Below are 21,481 nucleotides of genomic sequence, written 5' to 3'. Positions count from 1 at the left end.
TTCCCCCTCGATGGACATACTACCTTTGGTAGCGGCATAAAACTCTGCGTGCAATAAAAAAGAGGCTCCTTTCGGAGCCTCTTTCATATAGCTTTTGATTCGAAAGCTTACGCTTCTTCCTCTTCCTTCAGCAGGTCTTCCTTGCTGATCGGCTCGTCCTTTACGGTGGCGAGCGAGAAGATCAGGTCGCAGACCTTTTCTTCGTAGATCGGTGCGCGGATCTGGGCGGCGGCGCCGGGGTTCTTGGTATAGAACTCAAACACCTGACGCTCCTGGCCCGGGTAATTGCGGGCTTCCTGCATGATCGCCTGATTGACTTCCTGGTCGGTGACCTGGACGTTCTGGCGGGTGCCGATTTCGGCGAGCACGAGACCGAGGCGCACGCGGCGTTCGGCGATCTTCATGTACTCGTCTTTCAATTCCTGTTCGGACTTGCCGGCGTCTTCCTCAGCCAGCTGGCCATTGGCCTTGTCCTGCTCGACCTGCTGCCAGATGCCGTTGAACTCGGCTTCCAGCATACGCTTCGGCAGTTCGAAGCTGTGCTTCTCATCGAGAACATCCAGCAGGGCGCGCTTCATCTTGAAACGCGTCGCCTGACCGTACTGCTGTTGCAACTGGGTTTTCAGGATGTCCTTCAGGGCTTGCAGGCTTTCGAGACCAAGGCTCTTGGCCAGTTCGTCATCGGCTTCGCCTTCCTTCGGGGCCAGGATGTCCTGAACCGTCGTCTCGAAGGTCGCGGCCTTGCCGGCCAGGTTGGCGGCGCCGTAATTTTCCGGGAAGGTGACGTTGAGCGTCTTCACTTCACCCTTCTTGGCGCCGATCAGTTGCTCTTCAAAGCCCGGAATGAACTGGCCCGAACCGATGACCAACTCGGCGCCTTCGGCCGAACCGCCTTCAAACAGTTCGTCACCCAGCTTGCCGACGAAATCGATGATCAGCTTGTCGCCGTCAGCGGCCTTGACCGACTTGCCTGTCTTGGCTTCATATTGCTTCGAGCCGGCGACAACGGTCTTCAACGCTTCGTCGATATCGGCGTCGGTCGGCTCATAAACCTGGCGAGTCAGTTCGATCGAGGCCGGTTCGACCGGCGTGAAAATCGGCATCATTTCGACGGCGATTTCATAGGCCAGGTCAGACTTGCCTTCGATGACGCCTTCGATGTCGCCGATCGGCTTCAGTTCGGGCTGGCTGGCGGGGCGGATATTGGCATCCTTCATCGCCTGCTCGGTCGTGGCGTTCAGCGTTTCCTGAATGATTTCGCCCATCAGTTCCTTGCCGTACATCTTGCGGACATGGTTTTGCGGCACCTTGCCGGGACGGAAACCCTTGATGTTCATCTTGGGGGCCATTTCGGCGATCTTGGCGTCCAGCTTTTGCGTCAGCTCGCCCTTGGCGATGGTGACTTCGAGGACGCGGCTCAGGCCTTCATTCAGTTTTTCAACGACTTGCATCGATCAGTTACCTTATGCCTGTTTGGCCCCTGACGTCGAGCCAGGCCCGCACGGGCGGTTAAAAATAGAAACAAGCGCCCCTGCGAAGGCACGGGCGCCAAAAGATGTGCCCTTATGGCATGATTGCGGGCGAGGTCAACTTTTATGTCGGGGAAATATCGGCTTGTGCGGAATTTTAATCGTTACGCGCTCATTCGTCAGATCATATACGCCTGAACGACGTTCCAGCCTGATTTTTTGCAAAAGCGGCCTTAGGTTGCCCAGTCTCAAATGGAGGTTTTCTTGCGCCTGATCCTGCCCGCTCTCGCCCTGGTCGTTTCTCTCGCCGCCTGCAAACCGGCGCCCCCGCCGCCGCGCGCCGAAGGGGTAGACCCGACCTTTGAGGGATCGGAGCTTGAGAAGCGCACCATGGCGGTGGAGGCGGCGCTGATCGCTAACAATCCCGGTTTGGCGCTGCGCAACGATGAGGAACTCACTATCTTACATCGAGATAAGCCGGTTACGACCTACAGGAATGATCCGAAAGGCTGCCAGCGCTATTTCCTCACCGGTGTCATGAAGCTGCGCGGCAGGGATGGCGATCTCTATCCGGTGGCCGGCGTTACCTGCCACTTCGCCAATTCCGAAAACACCTATCTGGTTCTGCCCAACAGCGACAAATACATCGTGCGCGAGGAAGCCTCGGCCTCGCCGGATGGCCGCGTACTGGCTTCGGGATTCGATCGCGCCGACAAGTCTCAAGGCTCACTGACCCTGGCCAACTGGCCGCATATCCGCGATGTGGTAATTTTCCCGGCGCATTGCACCAGCATGGTGTGGCAGGATGCGACCCACTTCACCGCCACCTGCTGGCACAATGAAGGGCCGAACAGTTCAAACCCCTATGACAGCTTCGCCAATTATTTCTCGGCACGAATCGAAAAGGACGCTGCCGGCAAGTGGCAGATGCAGGCGACCGGGTGGATCGACCGCGATACGCTGAAACCAAAGGCCGTCAACAAACCCCTTTATCACTTCACCGCCACACCGCCACCGGAACCGCATTTCGACAAGGACACCTAGGCCGGTAAGGTTTGCCATGCTGACAAAACCGGGCACCGGGTAGATCATCTTCAAACCAGATACGTTGCAGGCAATAAATTTCTCCAGGAGGCGCCACCATGACCATCACCATTACCGCCTTTGAGCGATCACCGGATGGCGGCAAAGGACTGGCGCGAGATACGCGCGTTCGCTGGGCGCTTGAAGAAGTGGCCCGGCCTTACGAGGTTCGGCTTGTTTCATTCCGTGCGATGAAGGAACCCGCGCATCTGGCGTTGCATCCGTTCGGCCAGATCCCAACCTATGAGGAAGGCGATCTCGTCTTGTTCGAGACAGGGGCGATCGTCCTCCATATCGCCGAGCGCCATGCGGGGCTGCTGCCGCCCGACACCGATGCGCGTGCCCGCGCGATCATGTGGATGTTCGCCGCGGTTAACACAATGGAACCGCCGATTCTTGAACTCGTAACCGTCAAAATCCTGGAAAGCGATAAGCCCTGGAGCCAGGCACGCCTGCCTCTGGTCGTGGATCGTATCCGCAACCGGCTGGGCCAGCTATCGAGTCGGCTGGGCGATGACGACTGGCTCGATGGTACATTCAGCGCGGGCGACCTGATGATGGTGTCGGTGCTGCTCCGGTTGAGACCTTCGGGTATTCTCGACGAGTTTCCGAATCTGGCCGCCTATGTCGCCCGCGGGGAAGCTCGGCCAGGCTACAAGCGGGCCTTCGATGCTCAGGCGGCGATTAACGCCTGAATTATATGGGTGCCTAAACCTTGATCGGTTCCTCGACGTCCAGTTGATTTTCCCACTTGGCGATAACCGCCGAGGCCACACTGTTGCCGAGCACATTGGTGGCCGAACGCCCCATGTCGAGTAGGTGATCGACGCCGAGCACCAGCGCGATCCATTCCGCCGGCAGGCCGAAATAGGCCAGGGTCGCCATGATGACCACCAGGGAGGCGCGCGGCACGCCGGCGATTCCCTTGGACGTGATCAACAACAGGAACAGCATCATGATGATCTGCGCCGTGGTGAACACTACGCCGTAAGCCTGGGCGATAAACAAGGTGGCGAAGGTGCAGTAAATCATCGAGCCGTCGAGATTGAACGAATAACCGAGCGGCAGGACGAATGACACGATCTTGCGCGATATCCCGACCGTCGGCAGCCCGGCCAGCAGTTTCGGATAGGCGGCTTCTGAACTGGCCGTTGAAAAGGCCAGCAGGGTCGGTTCGCGGATAACGCCCAGAACACGCGCCATGCGGCGGCCGAGGAACAGAAAACCGATCACGATCAGCAACACCCAAAGGACGCCCATCGCGCCGTAAAATCCGGCCATGAACTTGGCGTAGGTGACCAGGATCGGCAACCCCTGCTCGCTGACCGTCTTGGCCAATGCGCCGAAAATGGCGAAGGGCGCGAATTTCATGACGACTTCGGTTACCTTGAGCATGATGGCCGAGGCTTCTTCCGCCAGTTCCATGACGCGCGGCGATTTCTTTTCCAGCATCGAAATGGCCGTGCCGACAAACACCGCGAAGATAACGATTTGCAGGATTTCGTTATCGGCCATCGCCTTGATGATCGAACTGGGGATCAGGTGTTCTATGAAGGTCTCGATGGTGAAGCCTTCGGTGGATGGCACCTTGATCGCTTCGCCCGCCATATGCAAACTCATGCCGACGCCGGGTTTCAGCCATTCGACCATCAGGATGCCGATGACCAGCGAGGCGATAGACATGACCAGAAACCAGCCGAGCGCTTTCAGCCCGACGCGGCCGACCGAGGCGGCGTCTTCCATGTGGCCAATGCCAGCGATCAGGGTGAACAGCACCAGCGGCGCGATGATCATCTTGATCAGGGTAATGAAAATCTTGGTCAGAAGACCGTAGATCATGGTGGCGGTCGCCAGGGTTTCCCCTGTCAGATATTCATGGCTGGCCCAACCGGCGGCAACGCCGGCCATCATGGAGAACAGAATAAATAACGCGAATTTCGACTTCATACATGGCCCCTGGGCGGTATCAGGCGCTCACCCTAGCCGAGGAGTCACCGATGCGCCAGCCCCCACGGCCGATCCTTCAACGAGGCGGTCAATAGCCAGGCCGAGCCTGACAGGGCGCAGGCGACGCACAGCATGGTCCAGAATAATTGCGCCATATCGGCTGGCGGCGTCACGATGACCATCGGAATATGGACCAGCACAACAAACAGGCTCATCATCGCCGCCTCGCAGACCGCCGCCAGGCGCGACAGGACGCCGGAGATCAGGGCCAGGCCGGCGGCGGCGTGTCCGGCGCCGGTTATATAGGCAAGCGGCAGGTGAAACGGCAGGAAAGCCGGCACCATCTGTGCGGTGAAATCCGCATATAAAAAGTGCGACAGACCGAAGATTAGGCAGGCGATGCCGAACAGCGTGCGCGCCACCATCGAGCGGATGCGCGATATCATTCGCGGCCTGAATAACAACCCACAAGGCCAGATAAGCCAGCAACGCCAATGCGGATATGGCCGCAAACCGCCGGGGCAGCAAAAGGCCGACGCCTCCGGCCAGAAGAATGCCGCCGTTGACATACCCTAGCGCTTCCGGCAGCCACGAAGGCACCGGTTGCCATTGCAAAGCGAACTTGCCGAAAATCAGACTGAGCACGCCCAGTCCTGCAATTCCCAAACCGAAAAGTATTCGCCCGAAGTTGATGGTCCGCATTTGCCGTCCCCGTCATTAATTTGGGGAAAGTAACGGTGTTCTTTGTGTTTCTGTCAAGACTCGACGGTCATCCACATCGATCGTAAAGCTGGTGCGGATGAGAGGACTCGAACCTCCACGCCTTGCGGCGCTGGAACCTAAATCCAGTGCGTCTACCAGTTCCGCCACATCCGCATGTGCCAGTCTTAAATCTTGGGCGCCTGAGGACGCAGGCCCAAGGGGCGCTGTCTGACGCAAAGCGTGCTCTCAGTCAAGCGTGTCATGAAAATGAAGCGCAGACATGCTAATGTTGCAATGCGTCAATTTCAGCCCTCGAGCGTCCATATACTTACGGCGGAAACATCTTCTCCCATATTAAGCGGGACGGCCTGCCGAGTCGGGTAAATTTTCTCTTTATATGTGGCCAAATCACGCTAAAACGCATTTTCCTTTTGAAATCCCCGCAGTCAGACGCTAAAGGCTGCGGCAACCGCCGTTCACGCATCGTAAGCAAGTTTTACAGCCATGTGAGACCGCGCGCCGGAAATGAGCTTGCATTCTTGCGCAATGCAAACAAGTTACGGGGCTGAACGGTCTACAGTTTTATGGATAGCTCATGAAAAAGATAGAAGCCGTCATCAAACCCTTTAAGCTCGATGAAGTGAAGGAAGCCCTTCAGGAAATCGGCGTACAAGGCATGACCGTGCTGGAGGCCAAGGGATATGGCCGCCAGAAAGGCCACTCGGAACTTTACCGCGGGGCCGAATACGTTGTTGATTTTCTTCCGAAGATCAAGATCGAACTGGTCGTTGCTGATGACCTCGCGCCGGCTGCTCTGGAAGCGATCCAGACGGCGGCCCGCACGGGCAAGATTGGCGATGGCAAGATTTTTGTGAGCGATGTCCTCGATGTCGTTCGCATCCGAACCGGAGAGTCCGGGCCGCAGGCGGTCTAACCACCAACGGCGCCTCGTCTCTTCATCTTTTAAATATACCGGCCTATGGGGCGTCAAGTATGACCACAGCAGCAGACATTCTCAAGCTCATCAAGGAAAAGGACGTCAAGTATGTTGACGTGCGCTTCTCCGACGTGAAGGGCAAACTCCAACATGTGACCTTCGACATCGATCTGGTCGATGATGAGTTCCTCGACGACGGCACCATGTTCGACGGCTCGTCGATCGCCGGCTGGAAGGCTATCAATGAATCCGACATGAAGCTGCGCCCTGATCTGAACACGGCCTATATCGACCCGTTCTATCAGCAGACCACGCTGTTCATGTTCTGCGATGTCGTCAACCCCGACACCAACGAACCGTACAACCGCGACCCGCGTTCGATCGCCAAGAAGGCCCTGGCCTACACGCAATCGGCCGGCGTCGGCGATACGGTCTATTTCGGCCCCGAAGCCGAATTCTTCATGTTCGATGATGTGCGCTGGTCGATCACGCCGGACAATACCGGCTACTCCTTCGACTCCATCGAATTGTCGCAGAATTCGGCCAAGATCTACCCGGAAGGCAATATGGGCCATCGCCCTGGCCCCAAGGGCGGTTATTTCCCCGTCAACCCGATCGATTCGGCGCAGGACATCCGCGGCGAAATGCTCTCGATCATGGGCGAACTCGGTATGCAGCCTGAAAAGCACCACCACGAAGTGGCGCCGGCCCAGCACGAACTGGGTCTGAAGTTCTCGGACATGCTGACCATGGCCGACCGCACGCAGCTCTACAAGTACGTCGTGCAGAACGTCGCCCACGCCTATGGCAAGACCGTCACCTTCATGGCCAAGCCGATGTTCGGCGACAACGGTTCGGGCATGCACGTTCACCAGTCCATCTGGAAGGACGGCAAGCCGCTCTTCGCCGGCGACAAGTACGCCGGCCTGTCCGACCTGTGCCTGTGGTACATCGGCGGCATTATCAAGCACGCCAAGGCGATCAACGCTTTCGCCAACTCGACGACCAACAGCTATAAGCGCCTGGTCCCCGGTTACGAAGCCCCGGTCAAGCTGGCCTATTCGGCCCGCAACCGCTCCGCTTCGATCCGTATTCCGTGGGTGTCGTCACCGAAGGGCAAGCGCCTCGAAGCCCGTTTCCCTGACCCGATGGGCAACCCTTACCTGACCTTCACCGCCCTGCTGATGGCCGGCCTCGATGGTATCGAAAACCGCCTCGATCCGGGCGCGCCAGCCGACAAGAACCTGTATGATCTGCCGCCCCAGGAGCAAAAGAACATTCCGGAAGTCTGCGGTTCGCTCCGTGAAGCCCTGGAAAATCTCGACAAGGATCGCGCCTTCCTCAAAAAGGGCGGCGTGATGGATGACGACTTCATCGACTCCTACATCGAACTGAAGATGGAAGAAGTGATGAACCTCGAACTGCGTCCGCACCCGATCGAATTCGAGATGTATTACAAGTGCTAATCTGAATGTCCTGCCGTAAGGCATGAGGTTCTTTTAACAGGCCGCCCCGCAAAGGGCGGTCTGTTTTAGTTTGCGTCGCACAATGCTACGCCGCGGTTAATTTGTATTATTTATTATAGTTGCAATTGTTATTACTATGGTTTCAAATGATACCAATGTGAATCTCTTTGATTTTGCTTCATTTCCACGCATTACGACACATAAATGACGCAAGAAGCCCCAGGCGTCCCCTTGCCTCCCCTATAGCCTCACAAACCTCTTGCGATAGTTTCAAGTCGCGGCACTGTGAGCAGGTGCAATATTCGCTAACCAAGGGGCATACTTTGAAAACCTGGATCAAACTCTCAAGAATCATCGCCGCGGCGGCGACTCTCATGCTGGCGGCGCCTGTCGCCAGCTTCGCTCTGGCTCAGGACGCCGCTCCGGCGTCTGTTGAAGCTGTCACCTCCGATGCCGCCTCTGTTGCGGAATCAATTGCGGCGCCGGAAGCCACGCCAGAAACAGTAGCCGCTCCGGCGCCTGCCCTGCTCGCCTCGCAGAAAGAACTCGCCCTCGATAAGGCCGATACGACCTATCTTATCTTCTGTACCGCTATGGTGCTGATGATGACCTTGCCGGGCCTGGCGCTTTTCTACGGCGGCATGGTTCGCCGCAAGAACGTCATCGCCACCGTAACCCAGTCCGTCAGCGTGACGGCCGTGGTCGCGGTCCTGTGGTTTGTCGTGGGCTACAGTATGTCCTTCGGCACGGCGACCGACCTGTTCGGTTTTAGTGGCGACCTGCTCAACAAGTATTTCGGCGGCTTCGATACGGCGTTCCTGAATCATGTCACGCCAAATACGGCCTACATGGCCACGGCGTCCGTTCCGGAATACACCTGGATCTCCTACCAGATGACTTTCGCCATCATCACACCCGCCCTGATTACGGGCGCGTTTGCTGAGCGCGTCAAGTTCTCCGGCCTGATTCTGTTCATGGCCCTATGGTCGGTATTCGTCTACGCGCCGATCTGTCACATGGTCTGGGGTGGCGGTTTCCTCGGCTCCCTGGGCGTCAAGGACTTTGCCGGTGGTGCGGTCGTTCACGTCAATGCCGGTGTCGCCGGCCTGGTTGCGGCCCTCTTCCTTGGCCGCCGCAAGGGTTACGGTACGGAATCGATGCCAGCCAACAATCCGATCTTCGTCCTGATCGGCGCCTCGCTGCTGTTCGTCGGCTGGATCGGTTTCAATGCCGGTTCGGAATGGGCGGGCGATTCAGTCGCTTCGGTAGCCCTGCTCAACACCCTGCTGGCCACCTGCGCCGCCGGTTTGACCTGGAAGGTCGTTGAATGGATCTTCCGTGGCAAGCCGTCGCTGATCGGCATTCTGTCCGGCCTCGTCGCCGGCCTTGTCGCCATCACCCCGGCCTGTGGTTTCGTCACCCCGGCGAGCGCCATGATCATCGGCGCCGTCGCCGGTCCGGTCTGTTATGTTTCGGCCACCTATATGAAGAAACTGCTCGGTTACGATGACTCGCTCGACGCTTTCGGCATTCACGGCGCCGGTGGCTTCCTCGGCGCCATCCTGACCGGTTTCTTCGCCGACACCGCGATCAACTCCCTGGCTGAAGGCGCGACTGTCACCAAGCAGTTGATCGGCCTGGGCGTCACCATCGGCTGGTCGGCCATCGGCACACTCATCATCCTGATCATCTGCAAGTTCACGACGGGCCTCCGCGTGACAGCCGATCAGGAAGAAGCCGGCCTGGACGCCTCGCTTCATGACGAAGTGATGGATCACTAAGCTATCCACTTTAATCAGTTGCACAAATGAGACGGAGCGTCCCCTTTCGGGGGCGCTCCCGCTTTATATATAACGCTGATATTGTTAACCTTTTTGCCGCTTTTCAGCCGCAATCAATGTAATTATGACACAGGCATTTGTTTTATGGCCACAGCCATTGGAACCTATGTCATAAATCTGTAATCTGATTCCGCGCCGCAATATTCCACCATAACTGGCGCGGGAAACGCTTCGGATGAGGTTTGGCACACAAACAAACTCAATCTGAGGACAATAATGAAAAAAATGCTCCTGGCCGCTACGGCCATCGCCGCTGCCGTCATCGCCGGCTCGGCTTCCGCTGCCACTGATTTCGCTGGCGGCACCATCAGCTATAACGTCTCCGCCACCAGCGATTACGTTTATCGCGGCCTCAGCCAGACGGCGGGCGATCCGGCCATCCAGGGTGGCGTCGATTATTCGCACGGCCTGTTCTATGTTGGCGGCTGGGCCTCCAATGTCGATTTCGCTGATTACGAACTGGACCTCTACGCTGGCATCAAGCCGGTCTACAAGGACTTCACGTTCGACCTGGGCGCCATCTACTACGGCTACAGCGACAATTCGCTCGCTTCGACCGAAGTGAAGGCCGCCGTCAGCCACCCGATCTACAAGGGCACCATCGGCGCCGCCTATTTCTACAATGTCGATCTGGATGACACCGAGTATTATGAAATCAACGGCTCGTACCCGCTGACCAGCAAGCTCAGCGTTTCGGGCGCCGTTGGCGAACAAAAGACCGGCGGTTTCAAGTACACCACTGAGAACCTCGGCCTGACCTACGCCATCACGCCGGTCTTCTCGGTCGACGTGCGCGCTTCGGACACAAACATTCCGGAATTCGTCAAGCCGGCGGCTGCTCGCCTCGCCGTCACGCTGAAAGCCGCGTTCTAAGCAGGTAACCGAGGGCCGTGTTTTCTGACACGGCCCTCACCCTTCGCACGTGCGATAACGTTGCTCCGGTTACTATATGTTTTAATTGGCTTTTTAATTTCATAATTATGACAGACGGCTTGCCGCCAAATAAAACAAGCACGAAATCAGCCTCTTTTGCGCGATCGCAAGTAAGGGCGGCGGTGATTAAGCCATTGAAACAAACGTGGTAAATATACATCAAAGCGTTGCTAAATGACATTGGGGGACTTTGCTCGCCCCAAAAACTTGCTACATTAACCTCGGTTTTACCGTCACACTGCAAATCCTCCTGAGCCGGATGTTATTAACCGGCGCCAACCACTGAACTGGGATATGATCATGAAAAAGATTCTTGTTGCCGCTGTTGCCATCAGCGCACTTTTCGCCGGCGGGGCTGCAATGGCTCAAGATGATGCCGGTCACCTGAGCTACAACATCGCTGTCACCAGCAACTATGTCTGGCGCGGCGTCACCCAAACGGACAATAATGCGGCGCTGCAAGGCGGCATCGATTACTCCAAGGGCATGTTCTATGCCGGCGCCTGGGCGTCGAACGTTGACTTCGCTTACGGCGACGGCAATGCTGATACCGAACTTGACCTGTACATGGGCCTGACCCCTTCGGCCGGCAACTTCAACTTCGACTTCGGCGTGATCGGTTACACCTATCCGTCCTCCGGTGGCGACACGATCAGCGAGCTGAAGGCTGCTGTCAACCATCCGATGGGCAAGGGTACGATTGGCGCCGCCATGTACCTCGACACCAATGAGCTGGAAGACCCTTATTACGAAGTCAACGCTTCGTATCCGCTGAGCAACAAGTGGTCGGTTTCTGGCGCTCTGGGTAACTACGAGCTGTACGGCTACACCACCAAGAACATCGGCGTCACCTACGCCATCAACGACACGCTGGGTCTTGACCTGCGCTGGGCCGACGCGTCGAAGCAACCTTCGACCTTCGCCGCCACCATTAAGGCGTCGTTCTAAATTCTAAGCCTGACCAAGGTAAAGAAATAGCTGGCCGTGAACCTTCGGGTTCGCGGCCTTTTTTATTGTGGGTTGATTATTGCCTGTTTATGAATGAGTGCCGAATCACCCCATGTTAGTGAAATGACGACCCATATCCCGCAGTCCTCGCTTTTTGGGGATCAGCCCGAAAAGCCCTCAACCGTTTCAACGGACCCCGCCGTCGCTAAGGACGCGCCTGTCCCCAGTCCCGCCAAGCCGCATATGCCGGTTACGGTGGATGCGGGCTATGGCGCCTCAAGCATTGAGGTGCTTGAAGGCCTGGAGCCTGTTCGCAAACGCCCAGGCATGTATATCGGCGGCACCGATGAAAAAGCGCTGCACCACCTGTTCGCTGAGGTACTTGATAACGCGATGGATGAAGCCGTGGCCGGTCATGCCAAGGCGATCTGGGTGGAGCTCGACAAGGACGGCTACCTGAGCGTCCGCGACGATGGCCGGGGCATTCCGGTCGATCCGCATCCGAAATATCCCGGCAAGTCGGCACTCGAAGTCGTCATGACCATGCTGCATTCCGGCGGCAAGTTCTCCGGCAAGGCGTATGAAACTTCCGGCGGCCTGCACGGCGTCGGCATTTCGGTGGTCAACGCCCTGTCCGAAAAGCTGGAAGTGACCGTCTGGCGCGATGGCTACGAATGGCGGCAGAATTTCTCAAGAGGCCTGAAATTAACGGACGTCGAGCAGGTCGGCCCCTCCAAGAAAAAGGGCACGCTCGAACGCTTCCTGCCCGATCCTGAAATCTTCGGCGCCGACGCACGCTTCAAGCCGGCGCGACTTTACCGCATGGCCAAGGCCAAGGCCTATCTGTTCCGTGGGGTGCAGATTTTCTGGAAATGCGCACCCGAACTGATCCATGATTCGACGCCGGCCGAAGACAAGTTCTACTTCCCGAACGGCCTGGCCGACTATCTCGCTGAACGCGTCAAGGATACTGAAACCCTGGGCGATATCTTCTCCGGCCGGGTCGAGCGCCGCGATTCCAAGAATGGCGGCGAGGCCGGCGCAGTCGAGTGGGCGGTGGTCTGGTCCGGCGCCGGATTCGGCGAGCACGACGGCTTCTGCCAGAGCTATTGTAACACCATCCCGACGCCTGACGGCGGCACCCACGAAGCCGGCCTGCGCGCCGCCCTCACCCGCTCGCTCAAGAGCTATGCGGAAATGACCGGCGACAAGCGCGGCGGTCTGATCACCGCCGAAGACGTGGCGGCCTATGCGGGCATTGTCATTTCGGTGTTTATCCGCAATCCGGAATTCCAGGGTCAGACCAAGGATCGTCTGTCATCAAGCGACGCCCAGCGCCTGGTCGAAAAGGCCCTGGCCGACCCGCTCGATCACTGGCTGACCTCGGCGCCGAAACAGGCTGACCGTATTCTGCAATTCATCGTCGAACGGGCTGAGGAACGCCTGAAACGCCGAAAGGACAAGGAGGTTCAGCGCGCCTCGGCCACGCGCAAGCTCCGCCTGCCCGGCAAGTTGTCCGATTGTGCCCGCCAGGACGCCATCGGCACCGAACTGTTCATCGTCGAAGGTGATTCGGCTGGCGGCTCGGCCAAGCAGGGCCGCAACCGTAACACCCAGGCCATCCTGCCCCTGCGCGGCAAGATCCTCAACGTGGCCTCGGCCACCGGCGACAAGGCGCGGCAAAACGCCGAACTGTCCGACCTGGGTCTGGCCCTCGGCGTTCAGCCCGGCGCCAAGTTCAAGGAGAGCGACCTGCGTTATGAGCGCGTCATCATCATGACTGACGCCGATGTTGATGGCGCGCACATCGCTTCGCTGCTGATCACCTTCTTCTATCGCACCATGCCGGGCATTATACGCAACGGCAATCTGTTCCTGGCCATGCCGCCCTTGTATCGTCTCAGCCACGGCGGCAAGACCTTCTATGCGCGTGACGACGCCCACCGGGCCGAGCTGATCACCAAGGAATTCAAGGGCAAGAAGCCTGAAATCGGCCGGTTCAAGGGGCTTGGCGAAATGATGGCGTCCCAGCTAAAGGAAACGACAATGGACCCCAAGACGCGGACCCTGGCCCGCGTCACCCTGCCGCACGACGAGGAAGACGTGCAGGATCTGGTCGAAACCCTGATGGGGCGCAAGCCGGAACTGCGTTTCCGCTATATTCAGGATCATGCCGAGTTTGCGGTTGATGACCTGGACGTCTGAACAAAAAAACCTGTTAATTACTGCAAATTCTGTTATCAGACACGCGTGAGCCGGAATAACCGGTTCGCGCGTGTCTGCGTTTGAAGCCAACTCCGGTTTCGCAGGCACCGGCCGCCCATCCTTTGCGCCACGATCGGCGCGCCGCATTCCCATCCCTGTAAGATCGCTTGCCCGGATATGAGTGCATTCCATTCAAAGAGTGTCATGACGAAATTTTCCGATCTGGGCCTGAGTGAACAGGTTCTCAAAGCCGTTGCTGAAACCGGTTACGATACCCCTACCCCCATCCAGGAACAGGCTATTCCGGTCGCCTTGACCGGTCTGGACGTGCTTGGCATCGCCCAGACCGGCACCGGCAAGACCGCCGCCTTCACCCTGCCGATGATCGAGAAGCTGGCCGCCGGCCGCTCCCGTGCCCGGATGCCGCGCGCCATCGTGCTGGAACCGACCCGCGAACTGGCCGATCAGGTGGCTGAGGCTTTTGAAAAATACGCTAAGCATCACAAGCTGAACTGGGCCCTGCTCATCGGCGGTGTTTCGATGGCCGACCAGATCGCCAAGCTCGACAAGGGCGTCGATGTGCTGATCGCCACGCCGGGCCGCCTGCTCGACCTGTTCGAGCGCTCGAAGGTGATGCTCAACGGCGTGACCATGATGGTGGTCGATGAAGCCGACCGGATGCTCGACATGGGCTTCATCCCCGATATCGAGCGCATCTTCAAGCTGACCCCGCCGACGCGCCAGACCCTGTTCTTCTCGGCCACCATGCCGCCGGAAATCACCCGCCTGACCGAGGCCTTCCTGAAAAATCCGGTGCGCATCGAAGTGTCGCGTCCGGCCACGACCGCCGAGAATATCTCTCAATATGTGCTGCGTGTGCCGCATAAGGATGTCCGTGCCAAGCGGATCGCCCTGCGCGTCCTGTTAAAAACCCTGGATATCAAGAACGGTATCGTCTTCTGTAATCGCAAGACCGATGTCGATATCGTCGCCAAGTCCCTGGTCGTGCACGGGTTTAATGCGGCGCCGATCCATGGCGATCTCGATCAGTCCCTGCGCATGAAAACGCTCGACTCCTTCCGTAAGGGCGAGCTGACCCTGCTGGTGGCCTCCGATGTCGCCGCCCGCGGTCTCGATATCCCGGCCGTTGGTCATGTTTTCAATTTCGACGCCCCTATCCATGCCGACGATTATGTCCACCGTATCGGTCGCACCGGCCGCGCCGGGCGGACCGGCGAAACCTACCTGCTGCTGTCGCCGCACGATGAGAAAAACTACGATAAGGTGGTCAAACTCATCAAGAAAGAGCCGGCCAACCTCGAACTCGACGTCGATTATTCGGCGCTTAGCGACGCCCCGCGCGAATCTGGTCGGCAGCCTCGACGCGAATCGAGCAAAACCAGAGGTAGATCTGAGCGTGATCACAAGCCGCGCGAACGCTCAGCATCGCAATCCGCGCCGATTGAGCCGGTAAAGGTTGAAAAAAAGCCGGAACCCGCTGAAATAATTACATCGCCGGAACAAATGGCGGTCGCGCCGGAAAAAGCCCCGCGCCGCGGCGAACGCAAAGCAAAAAATCCTGAAAAATCAAAAAACAAGCCACAAATTGACACGCCATTTGGCGATCACATGCCGGCGTTTTTGATGCGATCGACCGATTTTAAAGATTGATTTTTGATACGATTGAATCGCCGCCGTTAACCGCCTGTCAGAGAAGTTCGTTTAAGGTCTGGGCGTCACCCGAAGAATCAGGTGGCGCGAGACCGCCAGGGAAGGCCCCTGAAAGGGGGCCAGAAGAACGAATGAATAATGACATAGAAATCAGCGTAAGAAGTCCTGCCGCCTATGCTCTAGCCGGCGAAGCCTTGCGCCTGATGCAGGATCACGGCGTCTGGCCCACCCCGCTCAACTATGAGATCTGGTTGTACGTTGCCGGTGATCCGGAATGCCCCTTGGCGCAGGAAATACAGCGACTGGTCGCCGCCGGCGAAACCATTACCGAAGATATTTCCGAAAGCCTGGCCAGCAAGTTCATCGCCCGTCTGAAGCTGAACGACGAAGTGCGCGACGCCGGTCTGAAACTGACTCGCGAACTGGCCTCCATCACCGAAGTGATCGTCGAGGCCCAGAAGGCGCAAAAGACCTACGGCGAGACCTTGGAAGGCGCCCGCAAGTCGATGAACGAAGTCGAGACCGTGGCATTCAAAGCCCTGATCGACAGTCTGACCGAAGCCACAACGACTGTTCTTGACCATCATTCTGTGCTCGAAGGCCGTCTGTCGGAATCCTCACGCGAAGTCAACCGCTTGCGCAAGCACCTCGATCAGGTGCGCATGGAGGCCATGACCGACGCCCTGACCAACCTGGCCAACCGCAAGTCCTTTGACGAAGCGCTCGATCGCCACTGCGAAGGTGACGACGTTTCCAGTCCACTGACCCTGGCCGTTATCGACATCGACCATTTCAAGCGCTTCAATGACACCTGGGGCCATCAGACAGGTGATCAGGTCCTGCGTTACGTCGCTTCGGTTCTGGCGCGTATCGGCCGTCCGCCGCGCCTGGCCGCCCGTTATGGCGGCGAAGAGTTCGGCCTGCTTTTCCCCGGCGAAACCTGCGCCACCGTGGAACGCCTGCTCAATGAAGCCCGCGCCGAAATCGCCTCGCGTGTTCTCAAACGCCGTTCAACCAATGAAGACCTCGGCACCGTCACCATATCCGCCGGTATCGCCCAGCGCGAATACGCCGAAGACTCGTTCGACCTGCTCGACCGCGCCGACAAGGCGCTTTACACCTCCAAAAACAACGGCCGCAACAAGGTGACCGTGGCGGATTCGCTCAATTCGGATTCCAACGCCGCCTGATCCTTTACCATTGACAAATTACGTTGAACGATGTTCAAATTGATTTGTCTTTTTGGGGGGGCGCCTGTCATGCGCAGTTTTTTGTTTGCCGTCGCCTATTGGTTTTTGTCAGTCTCCTACAGCCTGATGGCGCTGATCCTGACACTTTTCCCTGGCCGCAAGCCGGTGAAGTGGATCATCCAGCGCTATACGCGCCGCATGGTGCAGGCGATGCGAATCTTCGCCGGCATCAGGCTGGAAGTGCGAGGACGTGAAAATATTCCCGACCAGCCGGTGATCTTCGCCTGCAAACATCATAGCTGGGGTGATGGCTTCTGCATCTATTCGCAATTCGACGATCTCGCCTTCGTCACCGGCGACCACCTCGAAAAATTCCCATTGATGAGCGCCTTGCTCGCCAAGCTCGGCGCCATAGTCGTCAATAACTGTGGGGGAATTGAAGCACGCAAGACCCTGGCAAACCGCTCCGCCGACGCCGCCAGGGATGGTCGCAGCATCCTGATCTATCCCGAAGGCCATCTCAATGCGCCCGGCACCTATCGCCGCTATCGCTCCGGCGTCTGGCATATGATGAACAATTTCAATATGCAAGTCGTGCCGGTGGCGACCAATCTCGGCCTGTTCTGGCAGGAGACGCAGTACCGGAAAACGCCGGGGACAGCCATTCTTGAATTCCTGCCGCCAATCGCCCCCGGCCTGTCAAAGGACGAATTCCTGGCCACCTTGCGTGATCGCATCGAACAGCGCTCACAGGAACTGATCAGCGAGGCCACCGGCGAACCTTTCCAGCCCTCGGTCCTGGCATCCGGTTAAACCAATATGCGAAGCTCATGACACACCGCCATTAACTAAAAAGCAGGGTATCCCGTGGCCTAATTATGGAAACAGGGGCCAACACATATGACGGACGCATATTTCCGGCTGACAGTCGATGAAGCGCAAAAGCTGATCACATTCCGGCTCAAAGGTGCGGAAAGCAGTCAGTATTATACCGGAAAAATTATCGAGGCCTATGAAACGATTGACCGGCCTTGGTTATACCGGCGGCTGATGGATCACCGCCAGTGCGAAACGACGATCACCTTTGAGGATGTTCAGAAAATGGCGGCTCATTGGGCCGAACTGACACATGGCGAAACCCTCATCCATTACGTCGCCATACTGACGAGCGACGCCCTCACCCGCGCCAGACCGGCGACCTACAGCCACCTTTTTCCCAATCAGGAAATCCGTTCCTTTACGGAACTGCACGACGCTCTGGATTGGTTGCTGTCAACGCCACTTACTCAGGCGCAACAGGCGTAATCGTCACGCTTTCACCGCATCCACAGGCGTCCGTCTCGTTCGGATTACGAAACACGAACTTCGAGGCCAGTTTGGTCGTCTCGTAGTCGATAGTCGTTCCCACGAGATAAAGCACGGCTTTCGGCTCGATCAGGATGGTGACATCCTTGTCGGTGATAATCTCATCGATCGGCCCTATTTCTTCGGCGTAGGACAGGACGTACTCCTGACCCGCGCAGCCACCCTGCTTGACGCCGACACGCAGGCCCACATAGGGCTTGTCCGCTTTCGCCATGATGGCCTTGACCTGCGTGGCGGCAGCATCTGTCAGGCTGACCACGGCCGGGCGCGGGCGGCGAACGCGCGGTGTGATGACGGGTTGCATTTCCATGGTCAGAACATATTCAGTTGCAGCTTGGCTTCATCGCTCATTTTCGATGACTCCCAGGGCGGCTCGAACACCAGATTGACCTCGCAATCGCGGACCCCTTTGACGGTTAGGACGGCTTCCTTGACCCAGCCGGGCATTTCGCCGGCCACAGGGCAGCCCGGCGCCGTCAGGGTCATGTCTACCACCACATCGCGGTCATCGGATACATCGACGCGATAGATCAGGCCGAGTTCGTAGATATCAACAGGGATTTCCGGATCATAAACCGTTTTGAAAGCGGCAATCAGCTCGTCGGTCAGGCGCGTCAGTTCATCCTGCGCCAGGGCCGAGGGTTGATTGGCCCCCATGTCATCCAGGCTAAACAAGGACTCTTGTGATTCAGCAGCTTCGGTCATTGTGCTCTCAACTTACGCAAAGAAGGATTGGGCTTTGGCGACGGCTTCGGCCAGGATATCGATCTCGGCTTCCGTATTATATAGGGCGATGGAGGCGCGAACGGTAGAGGTCACGCCCAATCGGGTCATCAAAGGTTCGGCGCAGTGAGTGCCGGCGCGGACCGCGACGTTATACCGGTCAAGGATTTGCGCCACATCATGCGCATGGGCCTGTCCAAGCGAGAAGGTCAGGATAGAGCCCTTGCCTGGTGCTTCACCATGCACCCGCAGCGAATTAATCTGGGTCAGGGCATCATGGGCACGCTGATAAAGCGCGTGCTCGTGCGCGGTCACTTCCGCGCGATCGAATTGCGATAGCCAGTCGATGGCGGCTTTCAGGCCGATCACCTCCAGAATGGCTGGCGTGCCGGCTTCAAAGCGGTGCGGCGGCACATTCCAGGTGATCTTTTCCTTGCTGACATGGGCGATCATCTCACCGCCGCCTTGCCACGGCGGCATGGCCTCCAGCAATTCGGCCTTGCTATACAGCACACCGAGGCCGGTCGGGCCATAGAGTTTGTGCGCCGAAAAGACATAAAAATCGGCGTCGAGCGCCTTCACATCCACCGGCAGATGGACAATGCCCTGCGCGCCGTCGATCATGACCTTTGCGCCCATAGCATGAGCTTTGGCGATGATATCGGCAATCGGGTTGATGGTGCCCAGCACATTCGACATATGGGCGACGGCGACCAGTTTGACCTTCGGCGTCAACAGTCGATCGAAGGTAGCCATATCGAGCGATCCGTCATCGAGGATCGGCACATAGATCAGTTTCAGGCCCTTGCGTTCGGCCAGCATGTACCACGGCACGATATTGGCATGATGCTCCATCTCGGTCGTCAGGATCACATCGCCGGCTTGCAGGCTTTCGCCCCAGGTATTGGCGACCAGATTGATGGATTCCGTCGCCGATTTGGTGAAGATGATCTCGTCGGTCTGCGCGCCGATAAACTTCGCCACGGTATCGCGGCCGGCCTCATAGGCGTCGGTCGTTTCATTGGCGAGCGTATGCAGGCCGCGATGCACATTGGCGTAGGAATGCCGCATGGAATGGCTCATGGCGTCGATCACGGCATTCGGTTTTTGCGCCGACGCCCCGCTATCGAGATAGACCAGCGGCTTGCCATTGAACTCACGCGACAGGATCGGGAAATCGGCGCGAGCCTTTTCAACGTCAAAGGGCATGAAAAGACTCCGACGCATTTTCGAGGAAATTCAACACGGTTTCACGCAAAACCTCATCCTCGATCTGATCGGCCACCGGCAGGACGAAGGCATGTGTCAGCATGGCGCGGGCGGTCTCTTCGGGAATACCGCGGCTCTCGCAGAAGAACAGTGCCTCTTCGTCGATCGCACCGATCGTATTGCCGTGCGCGCACTGCACATCGTCGGCATAGATTTCGAGTTCCGGCTTGGCGCGGATATGCGCCCCGTCGTTCAGGATCAGGGCCTGATGGCGCATACGGGCATCGGTGCCGTCGGCGCCCTTCTCGACCAGAATACGGCCCTGGAAGACGCCCGTGGCGCTGTCCTTGACGAGTCCCTTGATCAGTTGCGCCGTCTCGCCATTGATCTGGCCGTGCGTCACCCGTGTGGTGTATTCGAAATGGCGCTTGTCCTTGAGCAGGTAAGCGCCGTTCATTTCGACGACCGCGCCATGACCGGCATGATTGACATGCGTCTCGAAGCGCTGGAATTTCGCGCCGGTCGAAAAGACATATTGCTTGAAGACGCTGGCGGGCGCGGCTTCAATCGTTGACTGGCGCACCGAAACGGCGGTTTCCGGCTCATCCAGTATTACCACCCGCGTCAGCTTCGCGCCCTCGCCCAACGTGAAGCGCAGGCGGCTATGGACGGCGTAATCGAAGGCGCCGGTATAGTCTTCAAAGACCACAAGCTCCTGACCAGCGGCCAGGCGGAGTTCTCCGTGGCCCTGATAGCCGAGATAGCCGTCCTCATCACCGAAATCATTGCCGTCGATATAGAGGCGGCCATGCGCCTTTTGCATGGCGAAATCCGCCGCCTTTTGCAGACCGTCGAAACCGGATTCATCGGCCGAAAAATAAACAAAACCGTCCGGTTCCGCTTCCAGTTCGGACAGCGTGCGGACGACCATCGCCTTCTTCGGCGCCTCGCGCAGCACACGCGACAGGTCGGAATATTTCCATTCCTCGTCACGGCGCGTCGGGTAGGACGACGGATCGAAAATGTCCAGGGCAGGCAGGGTCACGCCGCTTCCCCCAGATACTGATCGTAACCATGCGCTTCCAGTTCCAGCGCCAGTTCGGGACCGCCGGAGCGGACGATCTTGCCGGCAACCAGCACATGCACGCGGTCCGGCTTGATGTGATCAAGCAAGCGTTGATAGTGGGTGATGACCAGCATCCCGCGATCAGGGGCGCGCAGGGCGTTAACGCCATCCGAGACAACCTTCAGCGCGTCGATATCGAGGCCGGAATCGGTCTCGTCGAGGATCAGGAACTTCGGCTCCAGCAGCGCCATTTGCAGCACTTCCATGCGCTTCTTTTCGCCGCCGGAAAAACCAACATTGAGCGGGCGCTTGAGCATGTCCATGTCGATTTTCAGGGTCTTGGCGACCTCACGTACGCGCTTGAGAAATTCCGGCGCAGCCACCTCCGGTTCGCCACGCAGCTTGTGCTGGGCGTTCAAAGCCGTGCGCAGGAAGGTCAGGGCCGGCACGCCGGGGATTTCCAACGGATACTGGAAGCTGAGATAAAGCCCAGCAGCGGCGCGCTCATGCACGTCCTTGTCCAGCAGGTTTTCACCGTTGAATTCGACCGTACCGGACGTGACGTTATAGTTCGGCCGCCCAGCCAGCGCATAACCCAGCGTCGATTTGCCGGCGCCGTTCGGCCCCATGATGGCGTGAACTTCACCGGCCGGCACGTCGAGCGACAGGCCTTTCAGGATTTGCTTGGTGTCAACAGCGACGGATAAGTTTTTGATCGATAACATA

The 21,481-nt window shown here is 58.0% G+C and carries 20 protein-coding genes and 1 tRNA gene; 12 read left to right on the top strand and 9 right to left on the bottom strand.

Features of this window, described 5'->3' with window-relative positions; all coding sequences use genetic code 11:
* Positions 1-107: 107 nt before the first annotated feature.
* Positions 108-1,451 carry a trigger factor gene (gene tig, locus VL130_RS00750; RefSeq protein WP_325360058.1) on the bottom strand — a complete coding sequence of 448 codons (1,344 nt, stop codon included), beginning with the start codon at positions 1,449-1,451 and terminating at the stop codon, positions 108-110.
* 282 nt (positions 1,452-1,733) lie between these two features.
* Here tig and VL130_RS00745 point away from each other — a divergent pair, with 282 nt between their 5' ends.
* Both VL130_RS00745 and VL130_RS00740 read left to right on the top strand, forming a co-directional pair.
* Positions 1,734-2,513 (top strand): hypothetical protein, encoded by a 780-nt coding sequence (locus VL130_RS00745; RefSeq protein ID WP_325360053.1) that lies wholly within the window; start codon positions 1,734-1,736, stop codon positions 2,511-2,513.
* A 98-nt stretch (positions 2,514-2,611) separates the two neighbouring features.
* Complete coding sequence (locus tag VL130_RS00740; protein WP_325360051.1) at positions 2,612-3,247, top strand: glutathione S-transferase family protein; 636 nt, start codon at positions 2,612-2,614, stop codon at positions 3,245-3,247.
* Between the two features lie 13 nt (positions 3,248-3,260).
* Here the strand turns inward: VL130_RS00740 and VL130_RS00735 are convergent, their stop codons facing one another.
* The 3 genes from VL130_RS00735 to VL130_RS00725 form a co-directional block, all read right to left on the bottom strand.
* A complete protein-coding gene (locus VL130_RS00735; RefSeq protein WP_325360049.1) occupies positions 3,261-4,499 on the bottom strand; it encodes a dicarboxylate/amino acid:cation symporter in 1,239 nt (412 codons plus the stop codon).
* A 44-nt stretch (positions 4,500-4,543) separates the two neighbouring features.
* Complete coding sequence (locus VL130_RS00730) at positions 4,544-4,945, bottom strand: DoxX family membrane protein (RefSeq protein WP_325360047.1); 402 nt, start codon at positions 4,943-4,945, stop codon at positions 4,544-4,546.
* Between the two features lie 345 nt (positions 4,946-5,290).
* Positions 5,291-5,375 (bottom strand) — tRNA-Leu (locus VL130_RS00725).
* A gap of 421 nt (positions 5,376-5,796) precedes the next feature.
* Here VL130_RS00725 and VL130_RS00720 point away from each other — a divergent pair.
* From VL130_RS00720 to VL130_RS00675, 10 genes are all read left to right on the top strand, one after another.
* Positions 5,797-6,135, top strand: a complete 339-nt coding sequence (locus VL130_RS00720) for a P-II family nitrogen regulator (protein WP_018080099.1) — start codon at positions 5,797-5,799, stop codon at positions 6,133-6,135.
* Positions 6,136-6,194: 59 nt separating this feature from the next.
* Positions 6,195-7,604: a type I glutamate--ammonia ligase gene (gene glnA / locus VL130_RS00715; RefSeq protein ID WP_325360041.1), complete on the top strand. Its 1,410-nt coding sequence runs from the start codon at positions 6,195-6,197 to the stop codon at positions 7,602-7,604.
* Between the two features lie 374 nt (positions 7,605-7,978).
* Positions 7,979-9,385: an ammonium transporter gene (locus tag VL130_RS00710; protein WP_325360084.1), complete on the top strand. Its 1,407-nt coding sequence runs from the start codon at positions 7,979-7,981 to the stop codon at positions 9,383-9,385.
* Positions 9,386-9,661: 276 nt separating this feature from the next.
* The gene (locus VL130_RS00705; RefSeq protein WP_325360039.1) at positions 9,662-10,318 is read left to right on the top strand and encodes a TorF family putative porin; all 657 of its coding nucleotides are present in this window, start codon (positions 9,662-9,664) and stop codon (positions 10,316-10,318) included.
* A gap of 360 nt (positions 10,319-10,678) precedes the next feature.
* Positions 10,679-11,326: a TorF family putative porin gene (locus VL130_RS00700; RefSeq protein WP_325360036.1), complete on the top strand. Its 648-nt coding sequence runs from the start codon at positions 10,679-10,681 to the stop codon at positions 11,324-11,326.
* A 123-nt stretch (positions 11,327-11,449) separates the two neighbouring features.
* Positions 11,450-13,531 carry a DNA topoisomerase IV subunit B gene (gene parE, locus VL130_RS00695; RefSeq protein WP_325360033.1) on the top strand — a complete coding sequence of 694 codons (2,082 nt, stop codon included), beginning with the start codon at positions 11,450-11,452 and terminating at the stop codon, positions 13,529-13,531.
* Between the two features lie 204 nt (positions 13,532-13,735).
* On the top strand, positions 13,736-15,202 hold the full coding sequence (locus VL130_RS00690) for a DEAD/DEAH box helicase (RefSeq protein ID WP_325360031.1): 1,467 nt from the start codon (positions 13,736-13,738) through the stop codon (positions 15,200-15,202).
* 131 nt (positions 15,203-15,333) lie between these two features.
* The gene (locus VL130_RS00685; RefSeq protein WP_325360029.1) at positions 15,334-16,392 is read left to right on the top strand and encodes a GGDEF domain-containing protein; all 1,059 of its coding nucleotides are present in this window, start codon (positions 15,334-15,336) and stop codon (positions 16,390-16,392) included.
* A 69-nt stretch (positions 16,393-16,461) separates the two neighbouring features.
* Positions 16,462-17,205, top strand: coding sequence for a lysophospholipid acyltransferase family protein (locus VL130_RS00680; RefSeq protein ID WP_325360027.1), 744 nt, complete (start codon positions 16,462-16,464; stop codon positions 17,203-17,205).
* 87 nt (positions 17,206-17,292) lie between these two features.
* The gene (locus VL130_RS00675; RefSeq protein WP_325360024.1) at positions 17,293-17,697 is read left to right on the top strand and encodes a hypothetical protein; all 405 of its coding nucleotides are present in this window, start codon (positions 17,293-17,295) and stop codon (positions 17,695-17,697) included.
* Here the strand turns inward: VL130_RS00675 and VL130_RS00670 are convergent.
* Genes VL130_RS00670 through sufC form a run of 5 tightly spaced genes read right to left on the bottom strand, consistent with a single transcriptional unit; the run spans position 17,675 to position 21,480 of the window.
* The gene (locus VL130_RS00670) at positions 17,675-18,067 is read right to left on the bottom strand and encodes an iron-sulfur cluster assembly accessory protein (protein WP_325360022.1); all 393 of its coding nucleotides are present in this window, start codon (positions 18,065-18,067) and stop codon (positions 17,675-17,677) included. The genes VL130_RS00675 and VL130_RS00670 overlap by 23 nt on opposite strands.
* 2 nt (positions 18,068-18,069) lie before the next feature.
* On the bottom strand, positions 18,070-18,462 hold the full coding sequence (locus tag VL130_RS00665; protein WP_325360021.1) for an SUF system Fe-S cluster assembly protein: 393 nt from the start codon (positions 18,460-18,462) through the stop codon (positions 18,070-18,072).
* Positions 18,463-18,474: 12 nt separating this feature from the next.
* A complete protein-coding gene (locus tag VL130_RS00660; protein ID WP_325360019.1) occupies positions 18,475-19,689 on the bottom strand; it encodes a cysteine desulfurase in 1,215 nt (404 codons plus the stop codon).
* Positions 19,679-20,734 (bottom strand): Fe-S cluster assembly protein SufD, encoded by a 1,056-nt coding sequence (gene sufD, locus VL130_RS00655; protein ID WP_325360017.1) that lies wholly within the window; start codon positions 20,732-20,734, stop codon positions 19,679-19,681. The genes VL130_RS00660 and sufD overlap by 11 nt, the downstream gene beginning before the upstream one ends.
* The gene (gene sufC, locus VL130_RS00650; RefSeq protein ID WP_325360015.1) at positions 20,731-21,480 is read right to left on the bottom strand and encodes a Fe-S cluster assembly ATPase SufC; all 750 of its coding nucleotides are present in this window, start codon (positions 21,478-21,480) and stop codon (positions 20,731-20,733) included. Before sufC ends, sufD begins: the two co-directional genes overlap by 4 nt.
* Between the last annotated feature and the right edge of the window lies 1 nt (position 21,481).

Origin of the sequence: Asticcacaulis sp., assembly GCF_035497195.1 — a bacterium.
In the GTDB taxonomy this organism is placed as follows: domain Bacteria; phylum Pseudomonadota; class Alphaproteobacteria; order Caulobacterales; family Caulobacteraceae; genus Asticcacaulis.
The sequence above is the reverse complement of the archived record's forward strand: the minus strand, read 5'-3'. Positions and strand labels throughout refer to the sequence as shown.

Excerpts from the sequence above, each read along its gene's own strand:
- glnA (WP_325360041.1), top strand. The coding sequence starts at position 6,195 with ATGACCACAGCAGCAGACATTCTCAAGCTCATCAAGGAAAAGGACGTC.
- VL130_RS00670 (WP_325360022.1), bottom strand. The coding sequence starts at position 18,067 with ATGGAAATGCAACCCGTCATCACACCGCGCGTTCGCCGCCCGCGCCCG.
- VL130_RS00720 (WP_018080099.1), top strand. The coding sequence starts at position 5,797 with ATGAAAAAGATAGAAGCCGTCATCAAACCCTTTAAGCTCGATGAAGTG.
- sufC (WP_325360015.1), bottom strand. The coding sequence starts at position 21,480 with ATGTTATCGATCAAAAACTTATCCGTCGCTGTTGACACCAAGCAAATC.
- VL130_RS00710 (WP_325360084.1), top strand. The coding sequence starts at position 7,979 with ATGCTGGCGGCGCCTGTCGCCAGCTTCGCTCTGGCTCAGGACGCCGCT.
- VL130_RS00665 (WP_325360021.1), bottom strand. The coding sequence starts at position 18,462 with ATGACCGAAGCTGCTGAATCACAAGAGTCCTTGTTTAGCCTGGATGAC.
- VL130_RS00685 (WP_325360029.1), top strand. The coding sequence starts at position 15,334 with ATGAATAATGACATAGAAATCAGCGTAAGAAGTCCTGCCGCCTATGCT.
- VL130_RS00740 (WP_325360051.1), top strand. The coding sequence starts at position 2,612 with ATGACCATCACCATTACCGCCTTTGAGCGATCACCGGATGGCGGCAAA.
- parE (WP_325360033.1), top strand. The coding sequence starts at position 11,450 with ATGACGACCCATATCCCGCAGTCCTCGCTTTTTGGGGATCAGCCCGAA.
- VL130_RS00705 (WP_325360039.1), top strand. The coding sequence starts at position 9,662 with ATGAAAAAAATGCTCCTGGCCGCTACGGCCATCGCCGCTGCCGTCATC.
- VL130_RS00660 (WP_325360019.1), bottom strand. The coding sequence starts at position 19,689 with ATGCCCTTTGACGTTGAAAAGGCTCGCGCCGATTTCCCGATCCTGTCG.
- VL130_RS00735 (WP_325360049.1), bottom strand. The coding sequence starts at position 4,499 with ATGAAGTCGAAATTCGCGTTATTTATTCTGTTCTCCATGATGGCCGGC.
- VL130_RS00680 (WP_325360027.1), top strand. The coding sequence starts at position 16,462 with ATGCGCAGTTTTTTGTTTGCCGTCGCCTATTGGTTTTTGTCAGTCTCC.
- VL130_RS00690 (WP_325360031.1), top strand. The coding sequence starts at position 13,736 with ATGACGAAATTTTCCGATCTGGGCCTGAGTGAACAGGTTCTCAAAGCC.
- VL130_RS00675 (WP_325360024.1), top strand. The coding sequence starts at position 17,293 with ATGACGGACGCATATTTCCGGCTGACAGTCGATGAAGCGCAAAAGCTG.
- VL130_RS00730 (WP_325360047.1), bottom strand. The coding sequence starts at position 4,945 with ATGATATCGCGCATCCGCTCGATGGTGGCGCGCACGCTGTTCGGCATC.
- tig (WP_325360058.1), bottom strand. The coding sequence starts at position 1,451 with ATGCAAGTCGTTGAAAAACTGAATGAAGGCCTGAGCCGCGTCCTCGAA.
- VL130_RS00700 (WP_325360036.1), top strand. The coding sequence starts at position 10,679 with ATGAAAAAGATTCTTGTTGCCGCTGTTGCCATCAGCGCACTTTTCGCC.